This window comes from Erysipelothrix sp. P66 (assembly GCF_038682365.1).
In the GTDB taxonomy this organism is placed as follows: Bacteria; Bacillota_I; Bacilli_A; order Erysipelotrichales; family Erysipelotrichaceae; genus Erysipelothrix; species Erysipelothrix piscisicarius.
Map to the genome: position 1 here is coordinate 296555 of NZ_CP152290.1, position 22195 is coordinate 318749.

The 22195-nt window shown below is 37.4% G+C and carries 24 protein-coding genes and 1 riboswitch; of the genes, 17 read left to right on the plus strand and 7 right to left on the minus strand.

Annotated elements, in window-relative coordinates; genetic code table 11:
• The first annotated feature begins 2 nt into the window (after nucleotides 1-2).
• From AAG186_RS01390 to AAG186_RS01405, 4 genes are all read left to right on the plus strand, one after another.
• Entirely contained in the window at nucleotides 3-851 is an 849-nt protein-coding gene (locus tag AAG186_RS01390) for an undecaprenyl-diphosphate phosphatase (protein ID WP_161636969.1), read from the plus strand.
• Between the two features lie 110 nt (nucleotides 852-961).
• Nucleotides 962-1555 carry a PepSY domain-containing protein gene (locus tag AAG186_RS01395; RefSeq protein WP_342621866.1) on the plus strand — a complete coding sequence of 198 codons (594 nt, stop codon included), beginning with the start codon at nucleotides 962-964 and terminating at the stop codon, nucleotides 1553-1555.
• Between the two features lie 22 nt (nucleotides 1556-1577).
• The gene (locus tag AAG186_RS01400) at nucleotides 1578-2108 is read left to right on the plus strand and encodes a dihydrofolate reductase family protein (RefSeq protein WP_161636971.1); all 531 of its coding nucleotides are present in this window, start codon (nucleotides 1578-1580) and stop codon (nucleotides 2106-2108) included.
• Nucleotides 2109-2247: 139 nt separating this feature from the next.
• Nucleotides 2248-2784 (plus strand): TetR/AcrR family transcriptional regulator, encoded by a 537-nt coding sequence (locus AAG186_RS01405; RefSeq protein WP_342621867.1) that lies wholly within the window; start codon nucleotides 2248-2250, stop codon nucleotides 2782-2784.
• 39 nt (nucleotides 2785-2823) lie between these two features.
• On the opposite strand, the gene AAG186_RS01410 is transcribed toward AAG186_RS01405, so the two are convergent.
• Entirely contained in the window at nucleotides 2824-3324 is a 501-nt protein-coding gene (locus AAG186_RS01410; protein WP_125164130.1) for an FUSC family protein, read from the minus strand.
• A 533-nt stretch (nucleotides 3325-3857) separates the two neighbouring features.
• On the opposite strand from AAG186_RS01410, the gene AAG186_RS01415 reads away from it, so the two are divergent.
• The 6 genes from AAG186_RS01415 to AAG186_RS01440 all read left to right on the plus strand — a co-directional run bounded on the left by AAG186_RS01415 (nucleotide 3858) and on the right by AAG186_RS01440 (nucleotide 9715).
• A complete protein-coding gene (locus tag AAG186_RS01415; RefSeq protein WP_018580021.1) occupies nucleotides 3858-3968 on the plus strand; it encodes a cyclic lactone autoinducer peptide in 111 nt (36 codons plus the stop codon).
• Nucleotides 3969-4062: 94 nt separating this feature from the next.
• Entirely contained in the window at nucleotides 4063-4782 is a 720-nt protein-coding gene (locus tag AAG186_RS01420; protein WP_237558291.1) for a LytTR family DNA-binding domain-containing protein, read from the plus strand.
• Nucleotides 4783-6078 carry a GHKL domain-containing protein gene (locus AAG186_RS01425; RefSeq protein ID WP_125164131.1) on the plus strand — a complete coding sequence of 432 codons (1296 nt, stop codon included), beginning with the start codon at nucleotides 4783-4785 and terminating at the stop codon, nucleotides 6076-6078. It begins immediately after the preceding gene.
• Nucleotides 6079-6157: 79 nt separating this feature from the next.
• Complete coding sequence (locus tag AAG186_RS01430; RefSeq protein ID WP_331836764.1) at nucleotides 6158-6721, plus strand: accessory gene regulator B family protein; 564 nt, start codon at nucleotides 6158-6160, stop codon at nucleotides 6719-6721.
• A gap of 233 nt (nucleotides 6722-6954) precedes the next feature.
• A complete protein-coding gene (locus AAG186_RS01435; RefSeq protein WP_161636974.1) occupies nucleotides 6955-8271 on the plus strand; it encodes a solute carrier family 23 protein in 1317 nt (438 codons plus the stop codon).
• A 142-nt stretch (nucleotides 8272-8413) separates the two neighbouring features.
• The gene (locus AAG186_RS01440; RefSeq protein ID WP_161636975.1) at nucleotides 8414-9715 is read left to right on the plus strand and encodes a class II D-tagatose-bisphosphate aldolase, non-catalytic subunit; all 1302 of its coding nucleotides are present in this window, start codon (nucleotides 8414-8416) and stop codon (nucleotides 9713-9715) included.
• A gap of 35 nt (nucleotides 9716-9750) precedes the next feature.
• Here AAG186_RS01440 and AAG186_RS01445 read toward each other — a convergent pair whose 3' ends face one another.
• The 4 genes from AAG186_RS01445 to agaV form a co-directional block, all read right to left on the minus strand.
• Nucleotides 9751-11631, minus strand: a complete 1881-nt coding sequence (locus AAG186_RS01445) for an LPXTG cell wall anchor domain-containing protein (RefSeq protein WP_342621868.1) — start codon at nucleotides 11629-11631, stop codon at nucleotides 9751-9753.
• A gap of 165 nt (nucleotides 11632-11796) precedes the next feature.
• Nucleotides 11797-12717, minus strand: a complete 921-nt coding sequence (locus AAG186_RS01450; RefSeq protein WP_125164136.1) for a PTS system mannose/fructose/sorbose family transporter subunit IID — start codon at nucleotides 12715-12717, stop codon at nucleotides 11797-11799.
• Nucleotides 12707-13513, minus strand: coding sequence for a PTS sugar transporter subunit IIC (locus tag AAG186_RS01455; RefSeq protein ID WP_161636976.1), 807 nt, complete (start codon nucleotides 13511-13513; stop codon nucleotides 12707-12709). Before AAG186_RS01455 ends, AAG186_RS01450 begins: the two co-directional genes overlap by 11 nt.
• 19 nt (nucleotides 13514-13532) lie before the next feature.
• Nucleotides 13533-14009 carry a PTS N-acetylgalactosamine transporter subunit IIB gene (agaV, locus tag AAG186_RS01460; protein WP_331836767.1) on the minus strand — a complete coding sequence of 159 codons (477 nt, stop codon included), beginning with the start codon at nucleotides 14007-14009 and terminating at the stop codon, nucleotides 13533-13535.
• Between the two features lie 194 nt (nucleotides 14010-14203).
• On the opposite strand from agaV, the gene AAG186_RS01465 reads away from it, so the two are divergent.
• The gene (locus AAG186_RS01465) at nucleotides 14204-15394 is read left to right on the plus strand and encodes an AraC family transcriptional regulator (RefSeq protein WP_342621869.1); all 1191 of its coding nucleotides are present in this window, start codon (nucleotides 14204-14206) and stop codon (nucleotides 15392-15394) included.
• A gap of 98 nt (nucleotides 15395-15492) precedes the next feature.
• On the plus strand, nucleotides 15493-16431 hold the full coding sequence (locus AAG186_RS01470; RefSeq protein ID WP_342621592.1) for an IS30-like element ISErh4 family transposase: 939 nt from the start codon (nucleotides 15493-15495) through the stop codon (nucleotides 16429-16431).
• A gap of 86 nt (nucleotides 16432-16517) precedes the next feature.
• On the opposite strand, the gene agaF is transcribed toward AAG186_RS01470, so the two are convergent.
• On the minus strand, nucleotides 16518-16955 hold the full coding sequence (agaF, locus tag AAG186_RS01475) for a PTS galactosamine/N-acetylgalactosamine transporter subunit IIA (protein ID WP_125164140.1): 438 nt from the start codon (nucleotides 16953-16955) through the stop codon (nucleotides 16518-16520).
• On the minus strand, nucleotides 16956-18131 hold the full coding sequence (locus AAG186_RS01480) for an SIS domain-containing protein (protein WP_161636979.1): 1176 nt from the start codon (nucleotides 18129-18131) through the stop codon (nucleotides 16956-16958).
• A gap of 153 nt (nucleotides 18132-18284) precedes the next feature.
• Between AAG186_RS01480 and AAG186_RS01485 the strand changes: the two genes are divergently transcribed.
• The 5 genes from AAG186_RS01485 to AAG186_RS01505 all read left to right on the plus strand — a co-directional run bounded on the left by AAG186_RS01485 (nucleotide 18285) and on the right by AAG186_RS01505 (nucleotide 21918).
• Complete coding sequence (locus AAG186_RS01485) at nucleotides 18285-18746, plus strand: hypothetical protein (RefSeq protein ID WP_161636980.1); 462 nt, start codon at nucleotides 18285-18287, stop codon at nucleotides 18744-18746.
• A 114-nt stretch (nucleotides 18747-18860) separates the two neighbouring features.
• The gene (locus AAG186_RS01490; protein WP_342621870.1) at nucleotides 18861-19367 is read left to right on the plus strand and encodes a hypothetical protein; all 507 of its coding nucleotides are present in this window, start codon (nucleotides 18861-18863) and stop codon (nucleotides 19365-19367) included.
• Nucleotides 19360-20040, plus strand: a complete 681-nt coding sequence (locus AAG186_RS01495) for a hypothetical protein (protein ID WP_200549465.1) — start codon at nucleotides 19360-19362, stop codon at nucleotides 20038-20040. Before AAG186_RS01490 ends, AAG186_RS01495 begins: the two co-directional genes overlap by 8 nt.
• Nucleotides 20041-20051: 11 nt before the next feature.
• The gene (locus AAG186_RS01500; protein ID WP_342621871.1) at nucleotides 20052-21407 is read left to right on the plus strand and encodes a hypothetical protein; all 1356 of its coding nucleotides are present in this window, start codon (nucleotides 20052-20054) and stop codon (nucleotides 21405-21407) included.
• A 166-nt stretch (nucleotides 21408-21573) separates the two neighbouring features.
• Entirely contained in the window at nucleotides 21574-21918 is a 345-nt protein-coding gene (locus tag AAG186_RS01505; RefSeq protein ID WP_125164145.1) for a hypothetical protein, read from the plus strand.
• Between the two features lie 133 nt (nucleotides 21919-22051).
• Nucleotides 22052-22173: riboswitch (TPP riboswitch) on the plus strand.
• Nucleotides 22174-22195: the final 22 nt, after the last annotated feature.

The following is a 22195-nucleotide window of genomic DNA, read 5'->3' on the forward strand; positions in this document are numbered from 1 at the left end:
GTTTGATTGAGTTATTAAAAGTTATAATCCTCGGTATCGTTGAAGGAATTACAGAATGGTTACCTATCAGTAGTACAGGTCATATGATTCTTGTAGATGAATTCTTAAAATTGAATGCACGACCTGAATTTAAATCCATGTTTTTTGTGGTGATACAATTAGGTGCAATTCTCGCCGTGGTCGTTATTTATTGGCATAAGCTGTTCCCATTTAAGAAAAATAAAGCGGGAAACATAACTGTCGAAAAAGACATCATCAATATGTGGTTAAAGATTGTGGTTGCTTGCATTCCAGCTGGAATTGTTGGAATTCTATTTGATGACTGGATTGACGCACATTTGTATAATCCGACCGTTGTCGCAATTATGTTAATTTTATTCGGGGTAATTTTCATTGTTGTTGAAAATCGCAATAAAAATGCGAAACCAAAAATCACAAAAATTTCTGAAATTACATATCAAACGGCATTGATTATTGGACTATTCCAATTAATTGCAGCTGTATTCCCAGGGACATCACGATCCGGTGCAACAATCGTTGGGGCATTGATTATTGGTGTGTCCCGCATTGTCGCTACAGAATTCACATTCTTCTTGGCAGTACCCGTTATGTTTGGGGCAAGTATTTTAAAATTAGCGAAGTTCTTCATTAAAGGGAATGGATTTATGTTCTCTGAGTTTGGCTTACTAGTTGTCGGAATGGTTGTGTCCTTTATCGTTTCGGTATTCGCAATCCGTTTCCTATTAAATTATCTTAAGAAGAATGACTTTAAAGCATTTGGTGTTTATCGAATTGTTTTAGGGGTAATTGTTTTACTGTTCTTCTATGTTGTGAAACCACTGTTATTCTAAAATAGAGAAGCTTCGGCTTCTTTTTTATTAAAATCACAATACAACACACAGTTGTTATGAGATGTGTGTGCTAAAATGTAAATAGAAGATAATGAGGAAGGACTGTCGACATGAGAAAGATCATTTGTATTTGTTTGATGTTAGGGATTACTGCTGGGTGCTCCGATCGCGGGAAAACTGCGACTTCGATAAAGCCACATCCCGTTGATAAAGAAGTTCAAAAGCTTCCACCAATCAAACCAAATACAGAAAATCCAAACCATCTCCCTGAAGTTTCCTTCGAAGATGCACTTGATTTTTATTTCTCGTTACACGATGAACAATCAATCATTACGGAAGTTGCCTACAGACCTCTTCATGAAGAGGGAGTCTATGAGGTTAAGGCAGCGATTGAAGATAGTGAAGTTGAAATCGTATTTAATAGTAATCATGCCATTCTTTCGGAGACAAATGAATACTTGGACCATGAAGAACAGCTTGAGGTTGAACGGGATGGATTTACGCGGGATGAATTTGATACGGTGATTCCTGTTTCGGATGCAATGCATCAAGCATTAAAAGTTAAGCCTGGACATTTTGTGGAAGTTGAACTCAAGAAGAAGGATGATGCCTTAGTCTATGAGGTTGAGATTGTTGGTGCACATCAAAAATCGATCGATATTAAAATTGATGCGATGACGGGTAGAGTGATGCGCGAAGACTAGTTCGTAGAACTTAGGAAGTGGTATGATGAGAAAAATTAAACTATTCATTGCCATGAGTCTGGATGGCTATATCGCGGATGAGAAGGGAGCTATTGATTGGTTAGACCCTTATAACTCTTTAGATGATGATACTTATGATTGGTTCTACAAATCCATTGATACCGTCGTCATGGGGCGGAAAACATACGAACAGGTTACAGAAGTACTTTCACCGGATGTCTATCCATATGAGGATTCCTTTACCTATGTTGTTTCATCACAGGATATAAAACTGCGTAAAAACATGGCAATCATCTCGGACGATGTTGTTGGAGTACTGAATGCCATAAAGCAACAAGAAGGCAAGGATCTTTGGATTGTTGGTGGTGGAATGTTAGTTTCAGAACTTGTGGCATCAGCGATTATTGATGAATATTGGATTGCGGTTGCTCCGGTTTTACTGGGGAAGGGGATTCCATTATTTGATGAATCGATAAACAGCCACCACCTTGATCTAATTGAAAGTGATACAAAGGGCCAGTTGGTTTATATGAAGTACCGAAAGCGCGATTAAGTGCGCTTTTTTTTGTTGTTTTGATACGGAATCAATTTAATTATGAAATAAGTGTGAAAAATGACCGCAAATCTCCTTGACTTGTCCATGTGGCAGTTGTATTATAAGTGGAATGACACACTTATGTCGCAAAGAGGTTATGATGAAACAACAAGAAATTATTCGAAGAACTGTGCCCTTTATAATTATGAATCCGACCGCTACGGTAAATGATATCGCAAAAAATGCCGGTATCAGTCGCGCGACGTTTCACCGTACGTTTACAGGGCGTGATGAGCTTTATGACGTAATGGCTCGCGCTTGTATTGAGGAGATTGATACAGCCCTAAAGGGACTTGAACGTAAACTGGATTTATTTGAATCTTTAAAAGATATTGTAGATGTACTGATTGAATTGGGTGATCGCGTGTACTTCTTATATTATTATCCGGATGGTCTGAATTCGGATGAACTTCGACAAGAATGTCATGCAATCCTTAAGCCCCTTTATACTGTTGTAATTAAAATGTATAAAAAGAAGATGTTGAATCAAAACGTTAATGAAGGATGGATTATCAATACCATCAATAATTATGTTTCAATTGCATGGGTTCAGGTTTATGTGGGAAATGTAACGCAAAAAGAAGCCGTCGAAAATACAATGCAGATGCTACTACATGGAATTGTAGCTTACTAAAAAAGTCTCAACGATTGCGGTCGTTGAGACTTTTTAAATTTAAGACAGGTCTTCTTTATGATTAATGTACTTATTAATAATGACCGAGATAAAGATTCCGAATAATGTTTCTAGAATCCGGCGAATCATGTATTGGATGGCATCCCCTTGTGTGCCATTATGATTAAGGAGTACCGCAAGAACCAAAATTGCGGACATGGATGTTGCATATTCGCGAAGGTTTAATATTTTACATAACGTAAGATCAACCAGTAGTACCAGTACAATCAATACGGTGTATCCTAAGGAATCATTAGGGATATTAAAATAGATGGTAATAAGAAGAAAGAGGATACCGATAATCCCTCCAAAGAGGGTACCTAATATTCGATCGAGTGAAGCACGTACAGCATGCTCAGGGGATGATTTCATCATCAATACGGCAGTAATTGCTGCATAGAAGGGAGCAGGATAATCTAATGTCCAAGCAACAATAAGACAAATTGCAACCGCAAGGGTTGTTTTGAGAATTCGTAATCCAGGTAAATATTTCGTGTCCATTTGGCACCTCAAGTTTCTTTTTTTGTGTAAAAATACAAAATATCCTTAATTTCATACAAATTATACATAAAATATCAAAATATGTCATTCTTCCGTTATTATAGGTTAGCATAACAATACAAAAAAAAATCATAACCTTCTTTGTATGTATGCAGCACACACCATAATAATGATTCATCAGTGTGTGATGAATCGTGTGCAACCGTCTTTGGTGAGACGACTGCTTTTCGATGAAGTTAAGTAACAGTTAGGAATGTTTAAACGAAGATGAACACACTTCGGAGCTCTTATTTAGGTATGGTGGGATATTCTAAATAATATATTGACTTCCTATAAATCATTATATCGCACATAATCGATTTTATCGCTTGGTTATACTTGACCATATAGTCAAGCATTGTTACTTCAGTTATTACGAATAACGATCCGTTTGCATTCTATAAATGATGTAAACGAAGCACATCGTACCAAAATTTGTTTTGATCAAGGGGATGTGAAGCAATACAGATTTTTGGGGCGGAAGGAGGAGGCCAATGAAAAAAATAGTTAATCACGTTGTACAGGGTCTGTTGAAAATTTCAGATCAAGCAACAACATTATCGCTATGGTCTTTCTATAAGCCGGAATTACCAAAGAAAAAATAATAAAAAACCTTGGTTAGTAACGGACCAAGGTTTTTTTATGGTTCAATTATAGGGAAAGGTTATGCTATAATTTAGGCAAAGGAATGGTATGGTTATGATTAAAATAGCAATTGTTGATGATGAAACGATCATGCATGATCGTCTTCGGGAAGTTGTGAATCAAACACTGCTTAGCCGAGATATTGATTATCGTGTCTTAATCTTTGATAATCCAGATGATGTGTTGTCGTGTGTAAAACAGACCAAGATCGATATTGTTTTATTGGATATCGAATTGGGTTCTCGAAATGGCGTTGAATTAGCGAAACGTCTTTCTTTGGATAGTCCAAGTACAGTCGTTATCTTTATCACCTCCTATGAGGGCTATATTAAGGACGCTTTTGGTCTTAATGTCTATGACTATATCTTAAAGCAAGAATTGGATTTACAGTTGCCAGAGGCGTTAATTCAGCTTACGACGCGCTTAACCCAACGCGATAGTATTGTTTTTAAATTTGATTCGGGGATTTTAAATTTGGAGCTTATGGAGATTGTTTTTGCGCTCTATGAAAACCGTAATATTACGATTTATACTCAAGATGAGTCGTATGTTATGAAGTCCACCAGTTTGACGAAGGTCTATGAAAGTTTGCCTGAATCAATGTTTATCCAACCTAACAGTCGCTATATTGTGAATATGATGTATATTCAAGAAATGCGAAAGGGCGTTATTAAACTGAAGGGATATGATGACGTAATTGAAGTATCGCGCGGTCAGTTTAAAAATTTATATCAAAATTATTTAGATTTCTTAGTAGAAAGTGAGCGATTGTAGATGACAAATGAAGGCATGATGCTGATTGGGGAAGCATTGTTTTGTCTTTTAGATGTATTGTTGCTTTTTAGAGCTGCGCAAGTCTTTCTTACAACTAAAGATAATCATAAATTTAAATTCTGGGGTGTTACCTTCCTAACATCCTTTTTGATTTTTAGTGCCACCGTTTCGACCGCGTTTTCTTCTTTTGTTTCGATTATTATGGGTGTTTTACTAATTGTTTATGTGTTTGTATTGTTTGATGGTAGTGTGTTTGCGAAAGTAATGTCCGCCATTGTCTATTATCTTCTCTTAGGTATTATCACGATTCTGGTAATTTCCGCAGTCGTTAAAATTACCAATATTCATGTTGATGTGCTAATGGGGGCAACCGAATTAAGAATGATTGTGATGTTTGGTATTAAGACCATTACAATCATTCTCATTGAGTTGTTGCGTCGATTTTTAGGCCCCAAGCAGTTTACTCAAGATATTTTTGTTTCCAACTATACATTGGGTTACCTCGTGGTTAATCTGCTCGTAATTATCGTCCTTTTTGATATTGTGTTAACTCAGGACTACATTATTTCGAAAAATCTTATTTTCTATTTTATTATTATCCAAACAATCTTAATCTCGATTATGTTTATGATTATCAGTAACTATTTTGAAATGAAAGTAAAAAACGAGACATATCAAACGATGATCGATGCATTCAATCTCTATCAAAAACGAGAAGTGGAGCGTGTTGAATCCGATGTGGAAGTCATGAAACTTAAACATGATCTTAAAAACCACATGGCCTCACTTTCCTATATGATTGAATCGGGAAAGGATGATGAAGCGCGAAATTACATTCATGAGCTGATTCATCATGAAGCTTTAAAGACGTATGTGAACACTCCCAATCCGGTTATAAATGCAATCGTAAACTCTAAAATCACGCAAAACCCACATATTCATTTTGTTACGCGGGTTGGTATTTCTGAATTTCAAATTGAACCCTATGACTTAACGGTGTTGCTTGGGAATGCATTGGATAATGCGATAGAAGCTGCAGGTAAGTGTGAACGACGGGTCGTCAAACTATATCTTGAAGAAAACAGTCAGTTCTGTAAGATTCAAGTCTTGAATACATTTCATGAAATGCCACGTATAAAAGATGGCGTTTATCTGTCATCAAAACGGTTAGGGGATAAACGTGGTTTTGGAATGGTTGCCATGAAAGAAACAACCGAAAAATATATGGGGAAAATGGATAGCAAGATTGAAGATGATTATTTCAAATTAACGCTAATCCTTTCCAAATCATCATAATATGCATAAAAAGATACAATATAAACCATTTCGATTTATCAAGTATCTTTTTTTCATATAATACAAATAGAGGTGTTACATGAAAAAAATATCATTGAAACTAAGTCATAATTTTTATAAATACGGGTATATTGATGAAGATGATTGTGATCGCATGCGTTTTGCTTTAGAAGTTGTGATGTCCAATCTGTTTACGTTTGGTTTTATCATTCTAATGGGGATTGTATTTCATTGCTTTCGACCCACACTGGCGTTTGTTGTGATGTTAGGGGCTTTGCGGAGTTTGGATGATACGTTCCACTCAAGTACCTTTTTGGGATGTTTTACTATGACGGTGATTGCCTATGTCTTCTCGGTATTTGGTCCAAGTGTGATTGACACGAGTTTCAAGGTCCCTTATATGCTCTTATCATCAGCATTTTGTGGATCAATCATGCTTGTATTTTTATTTAACCGCAATAACATTCGCCTAAATAAAAACACCGGATTTATGAGTTACATTATTATCATGTGTTTCATCTTATTTATTCTTGCTTTAGCACTCCCAAGTATCTTTGATATTGTTTTAGTGGTGATGAATGTCATTATGGTGGTTACGATAACGTTTGCGTTTGGCCAAATTATTCATCTTCGCGAATCGTAAGGATACCCAGAACAATTAAGATCTTTAAATTACGGTTGTATTTATCTTTAAACCTATGCTATAATCTCGATAGTATGAGTCCTTTAAGTTGTGACAGAGAGCACAACAAGGTACGCAGTCAACTTTTGTATTATGATGCATAAAGCTGCTTTTTACCTTATTTAAACTTAAAGGACACCTTCGGGTGTCCTTTTGTATAAAAGACCATACGGGAGAAAGAAGAGGTTTTACACATGAGTCATAATCTTACAGTCGGGGTTCAAGAAAAACCCAGCTCAACAAGCAAGTGGATTATTCTAAGCTTGCAGCATGTTTTTGCGATGTTTGGGGCAACCATTCTCGTTCCATTTTTAACGGGATTGGATGTAGGGGTCGCACTGGTCGCAAGTGGTATCGGTACCTTGATTTACATTCTATGTACAGGTGCTAAGGTTCCAATTTATTTAGGAAGCTCCTTTGCATATATTGGAAGTGTTGCTGCCGCAATCGCTTCAACCGGAGGCGCAGCAAGTGCTTATACCGGTCTTATGGTTGTAGGTCTTATCTACTTAGTTGTTTCCATCATCATTACATTTACGGGCAGTGGTTGGATTAAGAAATTATTACCACCCGTTGTTGTAGGGCCGATGATTGTGATTATCGGATTATCCCTTGCACCAACAGCGGTTAAAGAAGCAGGTTTAATGGGTATTGATGTTCTCTTAGAACAAGGTAAATATCTTGGTGTACAGGGTGCTGCTTGGAAAGTTCCTTTAGTAGCATTTGTAACATTTATGAGTGTTGTGCTCGTCTCAATTAAAGGAAAGGGCTTTATTAAAGTTGTTCCATTCTTAGTCGCTATTTTTGTAGGATACTTTACATCAGTTGCTTTAGGACTGGTGGATCTGGGTACCGTGTTCCAAGGATACAGTTTCTTCCAAATTCCAAAATTCCAATTTATTGGAACATATAAACTTGATTTCACAGCCGTTGCGGCTTTCGCACCATTAGCGCTTGTAACGATTGCGGAACACATTGGAGATCACGTAGTTCTCGGTGAGATTACGGGTGAAGATTATCTTGATAGTCCAGGATTAAACCGTACTATTTTAGGTGATGGATTGGCTACATTTGTCTCGGCTGCCCTTGGGGGTCCGGCTAACACGACTTACGGTGAAAATACAGGCGTTATTGCAATGACCGGTGTTGGTTCAGTGTATGTAACCGGATTGGCTGCAATCTTCGCAATCTTACTTGGATTCTTAGGTTGGGTTCAAGCCTTTATCACAAGCATTCCTTGGGCTGTTATTGGTGGTATGACGATTGTGCTTTACGGCTTAATTGCATCAAACGGTATTAAGGTGCTGATTAAAGATCGTACCGATCTCTCCGATATGAAAAACTTGGTTGTCGTTGCATCCATGTTGGTGATTGGTCTAGGTGGTGCGAGTGTTCAAATTACATCACAAACGTCATTAACAGGGATGAGTTTAGCGGCGATTGTTGGAATTCTCTTAAACCTATTCTTAAATTTCATCGATAAACCAAAAGAAATAAAAGAGACTTATTAATAAAACGGCTTCGGCCGTTTTTTTCTTTCGAATGTTTCGTTTGCATTTTTCAAACGTAAATCGAAAAGTACAACTGAATTGTTTATTAAACTAAATCACTGTTACGTTGAACATGATAATCTATACTCGAGAGGTGACATAGATGAAAAAAAATCCATTATTTTTATTAAACAATAAACGTCCTGTGGGTGTTTATTCTGCATGTACGGCAAGCGGACCCGTACTTGAAGCAACATTAGAGTTCGCAAAAGAACACAATTCTTCAGTAGTAATCGAAGCAACTGCAAACCAAGTAAATCAATTTGGTGGTTATACAGGCATGCAACCTGCTGATTTTAAAGCGTTTGTTTATGAATTATCCGACAAAGTTGGATATGACAAATCACGCATTATTCTTGGTGGTGACCATTTAGGTCCTTTAACATGGACGGATTTAAATGAAGATGAAGCAATGAAAAATGCATGTGACTTAGTCTATGCTTATGTTCGTGCCGGCTTTACAAAAATTCACTTAGATACATCAATGCGTGTTGCAGATGATAGCACTGAAGAAGTGTTATCAAATGAAACTATTGCACGTCGTTCAGCAATGATGGCAAAAGTTTGTTTAGAAGCTTATGATGATTTACTCAAAGAAGATCCCGAAGCAGTATTCCCTGCATTTATTATTGGTAGTGAAGTGCCAATTCCAGGTGGTGCTCAAGAGGAAGAAGATACTTTAGCAGTAACATCTCCTGAAGCATTTAAAGAAACATACCGTGTATTCCAAGAAACGTTTAAAGCAGCCAATGTGGAAAAAGTATTTGATTCAGTAATTGGTATTGTTGTACAACCGGGTGTTGAGTTTGGTGATGCGGATTTATTCCAATACAATCGTGAAAATGCAAAAGAACTTACAGATACGTTAAAACGTGAATTTGATTCATTTGTATTTGAAGGTCATTCAACAGACTATCAAACACCGACACATCTACGTGAAATGGTTGAAGATGGTATCACAATCTTGAAGGTTGGGCCAGCATTAACGTTTGCATACCGTGAAGCACTCTTTGCCCTTGCACATATCGAAAGCCAAATCTGTACGGATCCATCAAACTTTGTGGATGTTTTAGAAGCAGCAATGCTTGACCAACCGGGTAACTGGCAAAAACATTACCATGGGACCGAAGCAGAACTCTTTATTAAACGTAAATACAGCTACAGTGATCGTGCACGTTACTACTTGCCGGTACCTTCAGTTCAAGCAGCGATTACAAAACTTGTTGCAAACTTAGATGCTGTGGAAATTCCAATGACATTGATCTCACAATACATGCCATACCAATACCGTCGTATTAAAGATGGTATCGTAGAGAATCATGCGGATGCCCTCATTAAAGATTACATTAAGCTTTACCTTGATGATTATCAATATGCAACGCATGTTGATGAGCTTGAAGCTTAGTTAAAGAAAACCCATTCCAATTGGAATGGGTTTTTTTAGTCTTTACGGCGACGTGTCGCCATGAACATACCAACTACGACAATACCAAGACCGATAAAGGGTTTGATACTCGCATTCATTCCTGTATTAGGAAGTGAATCCATATCGACCGCATCATTACTATGAATCTGTCCCGAGTTATCATTAATTACAAAGACCGTATTTTTTGATGTTGTGATATTTCCATTTTCAACACGTTCTTCAAGGTTGTTTTCGGATTGTATATGTGTTGGACCTTGTGGTAAGTTAGGTTTTACTTCGGGTTTTGTTTCCGGGCGAGGATTGGGTTTAATGGGTGTTTCTGTTTCTGGAAGTGATGGTGTTGGTGTTTCCACATCGCCATCCACAATTCCTACCATAACCTTCTGTTCGGAAACACTATAAGTTGTGGGATCTGAAACGGATACTGTAACTTCATAATTGCCAAGTTGGTTTAAATTCACAACGGTATCAAAATTTGAAGTTAGTTGAATTTGTGGAAGCATACGGGATGCATCCACACGACGCACATGAGCGTTGATATCTCGCAGGAAGTCTGTTTCTTCACATACAGTACCCAGTTTGTATTCAATGCTTGAATCGACCACAAGCTCTAATGCATGGATTCGATTCCAAGAAGCATATAAAACAGTATCCCCTTCAAGCGTGTCGGTTTCTGTTACAGGTTGTAATCCTTCTTGATCGTAAGTCCATCCAATAAACTCATGCGTTTCATGAGATAGGGTTGGTAAGGTTCCTACGGACTCTTGAGCATAACGGTATTGTGACTTAGGATTTACAACATCACTTAATTGTGTATTAAATGAGAGAAGGTTTTTATTTACATTGAGTTGTACGGCATTTGTTGTAACTTCGGTGCTTGAACGATCAACACCGATCACAAGGCGGTAGAATGCGCCATCGTTGTCTTTTGTTGCTTGAAGTGAAAGTGTTGCTTCGTTTTCGTTTTCAAGATCGGTAAAGACATCGTTATCGGCACTTACTTGCCATTGATAGTTTAATTTAAACGTTACCGGTGCGGTGATGGATGCTGATGTGCTGAGTGTTAGTGATTCATCAAGATTATAAGAATCTTGAATGGTTAAAGGCTCATATGAAATCTTTGCATCATTTTCCACTTCATAGTAAACATAATTACCGAAGCTAAATGAATGCCAAGCACCATGGGCATGAGGCCATAATGATTCATCTTTTTCTTGGCTGATTTCAAAGATTTTTCCATTATTTACGATATTTGTTTCGCCATCAAATAAATCAAATGCAAGCACGTTGTTGTCTTTGCTGTTAAATGAGATTTCTTTTAAATTCCAACCACCATTCAAAAGGGATTGGTACGGACCAGACAGACCCGTTTCAGGGAGGGGTGTTTCAGATTTCGGACGTAGAGCCAAGGCACCTTTACCGGTATCAAACATGCGAAGTCGAATGCCATTTGGATTCCCCGGTGTTACTGTTGCCAATGGATTCCCATCAATATCAACCCAAGGGTTTGGTACTTTCCATTGTCCTTCTTCATTATCCCATACCATCGCAGTAGCGGCTTTGCGGTCCCCGCCATACCAATCTTTCTTGTAATAGACATGATCGATTGCATTGGTGACATATTTTAAACGTCGTCCCTCAGGAGCGGTTTTAAGGCTGAAGTTGGCATTAAAGTCATAACCATCAAAGCGTTCGGTATTTTTCCCGTTATTGTTGATTACAACTTCATAATAGAAAAAGTCGGAATCAACACGTCCGGATGCATGCGCAAATTTTTGGTCGATGATGACATCTTCGACGATGGTTGGTTCTTGCGCAGATACTGCGGTAAATGTTGTCGATACTAAAACTGCGGTGATAAGTCCAAGACTTAGTTTTTGTAAGGTTTTTTTCATAACTGGTTCTCCATTCTTTGATAGAACCATTGTATAATCCAAGTCCGTTTGGAATGGGTTATCTGTCATAAAAAACACCATAGATGTTATAAAACCTACATAAACTACACAAATTACATTATCTGGACAAATAAAAAAGGGATGCGAGCATCCCTGATTTTCTGATTATTTTGCTTCTTTCGGAGTCGGTAATTTATACCATTCCACAATTGGTGTATAACCACCTTGGATTGGATTACCGTTTGCATCAAGTGCACCCGAGTCTTCAGCCCAAATACCAAATGCAGTACCTACAAGACCCATTACAAGTAATAATCCAATACATTTTGTAGGGGTCCAGTTGTGTTTCTTAACAAGTACAAAGAGCATCAGTGTAATAATTAACGGAATCAATTGAGGTAAGATACCATCCAAGACTTCTTGGAAGTTAATAAAGGCCCCACCACCTTGATCAATTGAAATACGTAGGGATGTAGCACCATAGTTTGATACAAGTGCCCCAACAATAAATACACCGAGAATGCTTGCGGCACGTGTAAACTCTTTCGCATTTTCTGTAAAGAGTGATACAGCGTTTGTACCAAGCTCATACGATTTATGCATTAAGAAGTAACGAACTGCAAATTGCGCAATATTGAAGATTAAGAGGAATAAGATTGGTCCCATTAAACTTCCATTAATTGCCATGTTAGCAGTAAGTCCCGCCGTAATTGGTACTAATGTTAACCAGAAGAGCGCATCCCCAATACCACCAAGTGGTCCCATAGCCGCAACACGTACGGCACGAATGGTTGGAATATCAGCTTTTTGTTGTTCAAGTGAAAGCACAATACCCATTACAAACGTAACAAGGAATGGGTGCGTATTAAAGAACTCTAAGTTATGTTCCATGGATGCTGAGAGATCATCTTTGTCTGTATGAATTTTCTCAAGTCCAGGTAAAATACCGTAGAGCCATCCACCTGCTTGCATACGTTCATAGTTGAACGATGATTGTAAGAAGAGTGAACGCCAAACCATTTTATTTAATGTTTTCTTATCCAGTTGTTGCGCTGGATTGAGATCTTTATATGTATTAGATTCCATCTTCATCACCTCCACCTGCTGTTAAGTCACGTAGTTTTGTATTTGTTTGGAAATCGTAGATTGCGATTGCGGTACCAATCATTGCGATAATAAGCAATGCGGAACCACCAAGTCCTGGAACTTTACTGATAATCGTAGCGAATGCAAATCCAAGGAAGAAGAATCCCCAGAGTTCTCCGGAAAGCATAATCTTCATAAGAATTGCGAATCCGACATAACGCATCATTTTACCACCCGCTGCAAGACCAGCCATAAACCAACTGTTATTGGATGACCAATCAACGATTGCTCCACTAAAGGAAACACCAAGTTTCATACCTACCATAATGATTACTGCAAAGAGAAGCCCGATTAAACCCATTCCGATATAGTTGATTTGTTCAATGGCTTTTGGATTCGCAGCTTTTGCTGCCTCATCCGCTTTCTTCATTAAAGGTGACATTAAGGTAAAGGCTGTTGTTACAGCATATTGACCTAATAGTGCAAATGGAACCGCCATCCCCACAGCGGCACTTGGATCAACACTTGGCATGGAAACTGCAAAGATTGTTGCCATGATTCCACCAATAACTGCATTTGGTGGTTGTGCTCCCCCAACAGGCATACTACCAATTTGAATTAATTGATATGTTCCCCCAACAACAAGCCCGGTTTTCATATCACCCAAAATCGCTCCGACAACGGGACCAACAACGATTGGTTGGTATAGCGATTCAAGGAAACTGAATTGATCAATCGCAACAATAAATGTAACGATGAATACGAGCAAGTATTGAATAATTGAAAAACTATTCATAATTCTTTCCTCCTATATATTATTGAAATAATTTATCGATGTTTTCAGCACTTTCGGTTGGAACTTTTCGTATTTCAAGTTCAACACCCAGTTCTTTCAATCGTCTAAATGCTTCCACATCATGATCATCAACAGCAACAACTTGTGCTACTTGACGCTTTCCTTCTGACATATGCATGTTTCCAATATTGACTTTCGTAATGGGAACACCACCCTCCACAAGTGTTAATACGTCAGCAGGGCTTTCGCAAACAATAAAAATCTTTTGTTTGTTTGAAGCCTTATGAATTGTTTCGATTGTCTTTTGCAAAGTCCAATAGCGTGTGGTTGCATAACTTGGTGCAGCCATATCCATTAAACCTTGACGCATTTTATTTGATGCTACTTCGTCATTTGCAACAAGAATTAAGTTGGCTCCGATTGCGGAACACCATTGTGTTGCGACTTGACCATGAATTAATCGATTGTCAATTCGTGTTAATACAATATTAGGCATCTAAACTCTCCTCCTTCTGCCATAAGAGATGTAAGCGCTCTTATATTATAAGTGTACCCTATCATTCACAAATAATATTTGCACAATTTTATACTTGTTTTGCACTTTTGTGTTTACTCGTTTGCTTATCACACAATAAGAACAAGAATATCTTATGATTAAATTAGAATATTCGTAATAAAAAAGGAGAAACTATGTATTTAAAAACGACAAGCCCACAATTCTTGAAGTATGGACAAGTACAAGATCACCCTTCAAACTATAAAGTTCATCGATTCTTTGTAGAAGGAAAGGTTCCTAAATATTTAAAATCGGTATCAGCACCCGTGACCCTTGAAGTTCTAGAAGGGATTGCATTGGTTGTGATTTTAGATCCTTCTGGCGATCCGGAACAGTTTGTAATCCATCGGATTGCACGATTAAACCCAGATATTCCTTATACCGTAATTCCGCTTACCCAAAGTGCTGTGATTGAAGAATCCATTCAATCGGACGGTGTTTACGCGGTACATCATTACGAGAATGAACAAGAAGTTGGTTACCTACCCATTCGTCCTAAATTTTATGTAACAGATATTTTTTCCTATTATTACAGTGTAAAGGGAAGAAACTATCATTTTTCGGGAGAATCGCATTTCTATTGGGAAATTACGTATGTGGATACGGGGGAGTTGGTGACGGAAATTGATGGCAAAGAATTCACGCTTGAAAGTCAAAGCATGATGTTATACTTCCCAAATCAATTTCATAAACAGCGCATTGCGGGCGATAAATCATGTTCTTACTTAACAATCATGTTTGACATGAATATCAATGTGCATGATATTGATCACATTAAGAATAAGGTTTTTACGTGTACGCAAGAAATGTATAATTTGTTTAATAGTTTTATTAAACATTCAACGATTTTAGAAACATATAATGTGCCGTATTCACGAGATTTAATGATTTCATACCTCCAAGAATTGATTATCTTAGTCATCCAGTATGACAGTCCAAATCATACACAGCATTTGAACTCCAATCCCATTCAAGCGAATTTTGAAAATGAGTTGGTTAATGAGATCAACAAGTATATCTTAAATAATATTTGTGAACCCATATCAGTCGAGGATTTATGCGATCATTTTGCGATCAGTCGTTCAAGTTTACAGGTTTTGTTTAAGAAAAACATGGATATGCCTCCAAAGCAGTATATAAATGACATTAAGATGATGCGAGCACAAGTCATGATTTTAGAAGAAAACTTACCCATTACTGAGGTAGCGATGCGTTTAGGTTTTAGTTCAATTCACTATTTTTCGCGTAAGTTTAAAAAACAATTCGGCTTGTCTCCCACTGAGTATGCGCAGTCCTTATACAATAAAAATACCAGCGATGATTAGCTGGTATTTTTCCTAAATTCAAATCTCAACCGCACCACCCAAGGTGCGGTTGTTTTTGTATAATAAAAGGAGCCCACCCGACTAAAAGGAGCTCCCATATGAAGTATAAACAATTAGATAAAAAAATGAAAGACCAAATTGATATTCTATTAAGCATCGGCTACTCTATGCGCAAGGCAGCACGTAAACTCAATATATCTCATTCTACGATTTCTAGATATAAAAATAATGTCTATAAGAAACGAACGATTGATATTCGAGAAAAATATTCCCACCTAATCGAATATCTGCATTCTCACTATGATCCTAAAGTTCATTCGGTAGAAGTATGCTTGAGTAACTATAAACGATATCATCCATATAAACCGTGTGTTTCATCGCAGCAAGTCTATAACTGGATTAATCAAGGTAAACTTGATATAAAACCAAATAGAATGTGCTATAAACGTCGAAAACGTAAAAAGAGAATTAGTGGAATGATGAATCACTTGAAATGGAACTTGGAAGAGAAAACAGTACTTCCAATTAGCCTTAGACCTAAATACATTGAGGAACGTAACGAGATTGGCCATCTCGAAATCGACTCTATAATCGGTAAGAAACATGAATCTGCAGCGATTATATCCATTGTAGACCGCTGCTCAAGAATGACCTGGCTTATTAAAGCAGAATATCGATATGACTATTACACATCAAACTTAATTCGAAAATTTATTGAAGAGAATAATATAACCACGAAATCGATAACAGTAGATAATGGACTTGAATTTAAAACATTAGGAATTACAGCCAAGCGGTTGGGTGTGAAACTATATAAGTGTGATCCATACTGTTCTTTTCAACGTGGAACCAATGAACGAGCGAATGCAATCGTGAGAAGGTTTATACCAAAAGGTAAATCAATGTATGATATAGCGCAACAATATCTTGATGATATTTGCTTCAAAATTAACTCAATGCCGCGAAAAATATTTGACTTCAAAACGGCCTATGAGATAGACTTTAATAAAAGTAAAAGTGGTGCGGTTGAGATTTGATAAAAGATAAAAATACCAGCGATGATTAGCTGGTATTTTTATTTGATTTGATAAGCTTTGAAAGATTATCAAATTCGATTTAATGATTAGATGCCATCGCCATCTTCAAGATCATCATCGCGTTGTAAGTCTGCGATGTCAAAGAGATCGACTTGCGATGCTCCGGTTTCGCTTAATGATAAAGCGAAATCATGGAGTAATGGTTCACCAAGTCTCATAAGACTGGCTTCAAGTAACATGGATAAATTGGTTCCTGTGAGAACTTCCACGTTTTCTTGTTGTGTCGCAATCATGACGGCTTCTTTAAACGGTGTTCCACCTTTTAAGTCTGTAAAGACAAGAACACCATCTCCAGTGTTAACGTTGTTGATTGCAACTTTTAAGTCTTCAGACAACGCCTCAGGTCCTTTTTCTTCTAAAAAGAGTACGGATTCATATGAGGGTTGTTTCCCAGCGATTAATTCTACAGCAGACGTTAAACCTTCCGCAAAACGTCCGTGTCCTGTTACGACAATACCAATCATCTATTTTTCCTCCTCGTAGGAATATGGATAAATAATAACACCTTGTACGACACGGTTTACAAGTCCTGATGGCCATGGATTATCCGGTGACTTATCTAAATCAAGCGATTTGTAAAGTGAAAGTACTTGTGCATACATCACCATATTAAGTCCAACTAAATCTTTGTTTGTATCTTCATTATAGTTAATTGAAACATAAACATCAACGAGTTCACGAATTGTATCGTCGTTCATTGTATCTACAACCATGATTTGGTTTCCATTACGTTGAGGACTCATTTCCTTAATAATATCAACTTGATATTGACGTGTGTAAGGATCTTCTTTCATGTAGACTACCGTCAGGGTTGTACCATTTACAATTGATTTAGGTCCATGACGGAAACCAAGTGGTGAGTTATGCATTGTCACAACTTCACCTGCAGTCAGTTCAAGCATTTTTAATGCGGATTCTTGAGCAAAACCGTTTTGATCTGCATCGCCAAGATAAACAATACGATCAAATTTAAAGTTTTCTACAAGTTCCATTGCGACTTTATAGCCTTCTTCATTAAATGCATAACCCACACGGATAATGTCTTTAATTGAAGGGTAGAGTGCTTCAAGGTTGTCAGTGTTGAAAGCCAAGAACGCAGCAAGGAACATGTTTGAGAAACTGCTTGTCATTGCGAATGAGAGGTCATTTGTTTCTTTTGGTAATTTGATTGAGAAGATGTTTTCATCATCACGTAGTGCAAGCTTTCCTTCATGATTACAGGTAATCACTAAGTGTTTCGCATTTTTATTGATTTCATTCACAACATCTACCGCTGCAATGGATTCAGGTGAGTTACCGGAACGACCAAAGGATACAAGTAATGTAGGTTTCACAGGATCAATAAAGAGCGCTGGTGTTGCTACGATATCCGTTGTTGCGATGGATTTAAAGTTTGAATTAAACTCTTTAACGAGTACAGGTGCGAGTGCATTTCCTACAAATTCACTGGTACCTGCTCCAGTAAAGATTACATCGTATTCTTTTTCATTAATCACTTGATTAATAAAATTTTGGATTTCTTGACGACGTTCTAGAATAATGTGGTATGTTTTATCCCACGTTTGCGGTTGTTGGTGGATTTCATTTGCAGTATCAAACGCTTTGAGATCCTTCCAAGTTTGTTCGTTGTTGTTAAACATAGTGTGTATGTCTCCTATCTTTCATTGTTCACTGTCATTATAGGTAAGCGGTGAGGGGACCTCAACCAAATTGGTTAAAGATACAAAAACCTCGTTAAAAAAGACAAGTGAATTCGAAATTGTTTACAGTACAATAAAGAAAAGGAGTCAAATATGAGCGAAAACCAAAAAAATACATTTACTGATTTTCTAACACGTGATGTGTACCGAGTGAATAAAAATCAAGAAAAACAGGTTGTTTTTTATCGCAATCGCTATGTCATTGCGATTATGATGGGGATTTTTCTTCTCAGTTTTAACGTTCCACCATACCTCAGCCTTTTATTGGCAGGCGGCTTTGCTATTATTGCGGAACTTCGTTATCGTTTTGATTTTCTAAAAAAATGTCAACGGGTCGCATTGGCACAAGTTAAACACAAAACGGTTGCTTCATCCAATATGCTTCTTAATAGTGCGTTGTATGGTGTTTTAGCGATTTTATTACTCTATTTAGCGTTTAATGAACCAAGTGTACAATCGTATCGGTGGTTTTTAGGAGGCCTCGGTGGTATTGGGGTGATTGTGGCACTTGTTTATATCATTCAATATATTTCAAATCGAAATGACAAAATTTAAAGGTGCGATGCACCTTTTTTCTTATGAATTATCCATGAAAACCCAAGTCAATAATCTAGCCTGGGTATGCTTTGTGCTAAGATAGAAGAGTAAAGACCGACAAGGAGGTATTGTATGCAAACAATGATTGAAGAATATCGACTTAAAACAAAGGGAAATTTTGGAACTATAATTTATAAATGGGGACCAGCAGTGCTTTTAGGTGGAGCAGTGCTCTTATTGGTATTAGCGCAAATGACATTTGGAAATATCTTTGATGCCATGACCCATATTGAACGCTTTGCCGGCAATGTGACGAAGACGAAAGTCATGGTTTCGCTTTTGATGGTTGCCTCAATCTGTGTGGGTTTGTTGATGGTTTGGGATTATATCGCTTTTAAAGAAAAGCGTGGGGATCTAAATCGTATTTACAGTTTGGTTGGGACGCTGTTTTACTTTTTAACTTTAGTTAATGTCAATAAAATTACAAAGATTTTTGAAATCGCTGAACCAACACAATCGGTATACCGTATTATTGCATGGGGTGTAATCGCGGTATTAGGTTTAGTCTTGGGTCTTATTCATGCTTATAAACAAAATTCACGGATAGTGATGGAACGCGAGGTAACCTATCATGCTTAATTCAAAACAATTAGAACGGTTAAAACTCGAACATGTGGAATCGTTGGATGAAGCGTTGGATCAGTTACGACGTGACATTAAACCAAAGGTTTCACCCCAAAAATATGCGAAGGTTGTTGCTTCAGTAGCAAACCATTATGCAGCACTTTATGAAAACCAACCCGAAAATGATGGTGTGGATGAAATGCCCCAAGTTGAAGAACTGGAACAACCTCTTGAGACATCAACAGCAGGATTCAGTACCCAATTTTTTGCGACCTTACTTACAGGCCTTTCTGTCGTAAGTTTGGGTGTGGTGATGATGAGTAATCGTAGTTTTGGGAAGATGACGAGTATGTTTGATCAAGGGAGTCCTTTGATTTGGATTATCCTCAGCATTTTACTTTTTGTATCGATGCTTGTGATTCGTATGATCGAGCGCAATGAAAACGCACATGCTAAGTATTACCTCAGCCGTAAATTGGTTTTATGGATGAGTGGTCTGGGTTTAATGAATGCGCTTATGGGTATTTTTGTCTTGATGAGTGCGAGCTCATTTAATTTAGTTTTAAAACTTATGTTTTCACTAGTCTTAGGAAAAATTACCGCGGTCATTTGTCTTCTGACAGTGATTGCATTTATCGTGGTCTTTGTGAAACAAGATGAATTAGTTCTTGTGAAAGTACAAGCGTAGGAGGCATACAGATGGAAGAAAAAGATGAATTGGATGACATTCTTGATGAAGTTGATGCGAAAGCCGTAGAGCTTGATGCAGAGGCAAAACGACTCGAAGAATTGGAAGAAATCGAAACGAACCATGAAGAAGACGAAATCATCGACGATCTTGATGACATACTCGATGAGGTGGAATCAAAACCGGATGACGTTATCGAAACTGTTTATGTTGTGGAAACATCCCCAAAATCAGTTGAAGAAACTGTGGTCAAAACGTCAAAACCAAAACGTTCTGATAAGCACATCAAGACAAAACATAAAAAATCAAAGCATAAACGCAATGCGTTAATCGCCTTATTAGTTTTAATTGTCGCATGCGGTGGTGGGTTTGCGGTCTGGAAACTGAAGTTTAGTGGACAACCATTGGACGCATTTAAATATGTCAGTGTTGAATTTGAGGGTGTTGATACAAAAGGAACGGCTACATTTGACGTGGATTTGGATGCCATCAACAATCCTGATCAAAAAGAAATCTATGAGAGCTTAACGTATAACTTGAGTCCTCAAGAAGGGCTATCGAATGGAAACCGGATTAAATTAACGGTTGAGAAATCAGAATTGACAGATAAGCTTCTCAAAACCCATAAGTACCGTCTTGATCATTTGGAGAAAGAGGTCGTGGTTAAAGGTTTATATGATTCCGAGCAATTTAATCTTTTCGAACAATTCACATTTAAATTTAAAGGTATGGACGGAAGTGGGACTGCTGCCTATGATACGAATTTAGATGTTGAAGAGGCATATCTCCAAACGATTGTGGAAGGGACAACCTTAACGTTCTCTAAAGATAAAAATCTTGTGAATGGTGAGGAAATCACCGTCAAGGCAACCTTTAATAAAGAAGCAATGGCTGCCATGAATCAACATAAAGTTAAAATTTCTGAGGAACAAACAACCGTTAAAGTTGAAGGCCTGAGTGATGTTTATGCAAGCATGGATGATGTGAAGGAATATAAAGAGTTACAAAATCTTGCATTAAGCAAAATCAAAGCAGATTATGCGAAACATCCGGATACGTATACGAATTTTAAATTAGAGTATGCATGTTATGCAGCCGATACTCAAAATAATGTGAATGCGGTCGATTACTTTAATAAACATGGGTATTCAAAAGGAAGTTTGATGTTTATTTATAGCTTTGATCGCATCCGCGGCAATGATGTTGCGCATTTTGCAGATAATTACGGTTATACCAATATGGTGCTTCGTGATGGGAGTCTTGATCGGGATGCAATGTTGTTGATGTCACCTTATCAAGATGGTGCTACCGTTGAAAAAGTATTAAATGAATTGCAAGCAAATAATTTTAAGTGTGAGGCCCAATAAGCGGCTTTAGAGTTTGAATTAGGACTGTTAGAGTGTGTGACAGTCCTTTTACGTTCTCGCTTTTAGTATTTGCATTCACTTCTTTAATGTAAGCGCTTGCTATATTTGTGTAGTTTGTGTATAATCTGTGTAGAGAGCTAAACATGCATATAGTTAGGGGGATTTTATGAAAAACTATTATGCCGTGTTTATTGCATTTACGCTCATTGTTCTTACACGAACCGTGATTCATCCAGACTTACTTTTGACCGTAACGGGTATCGTAACGTTTTTGGTGATTCTTGTATTTGCGACAACACAAATATTTAATTTAAAGCATGAAGTGAGTGATGAGAGATTGCTCTATCTTAACGCTGTATTAAATGTGTTTACAGCTTTCTTATATTACAACAATGTTTATAAAGCGATAACATTAACACCCTATGATTCGCTGTTATTCGGGTTAACAAGCGTTCTTGCATTCATATCTCCAGTGTTACTGTTTCTTGCTCGTGATGCAAACCACATCTGAGTGCTTTATACATAATCGTAATTGCTTGTGAAAATATAACCAGTGCCAGGTTATATTTTTTTTGTCTTTTGATTGCATATTAGTGTGGGTTTAGTATAATGGGGTTAGTTTCTGATAGAGACTAAGAAAATTGAATTCGTACAAGGGGTGCTCGTATTTCGGGCTGAGAATAAACGGTTACGTTTTAAACTCTAAGCTTTAAGCTTTGTACCTGATCCAGCTAATACTGGCGGAGGGATGTATTAATCGCATACTTTTTTTTGAGTAAACGTGTATA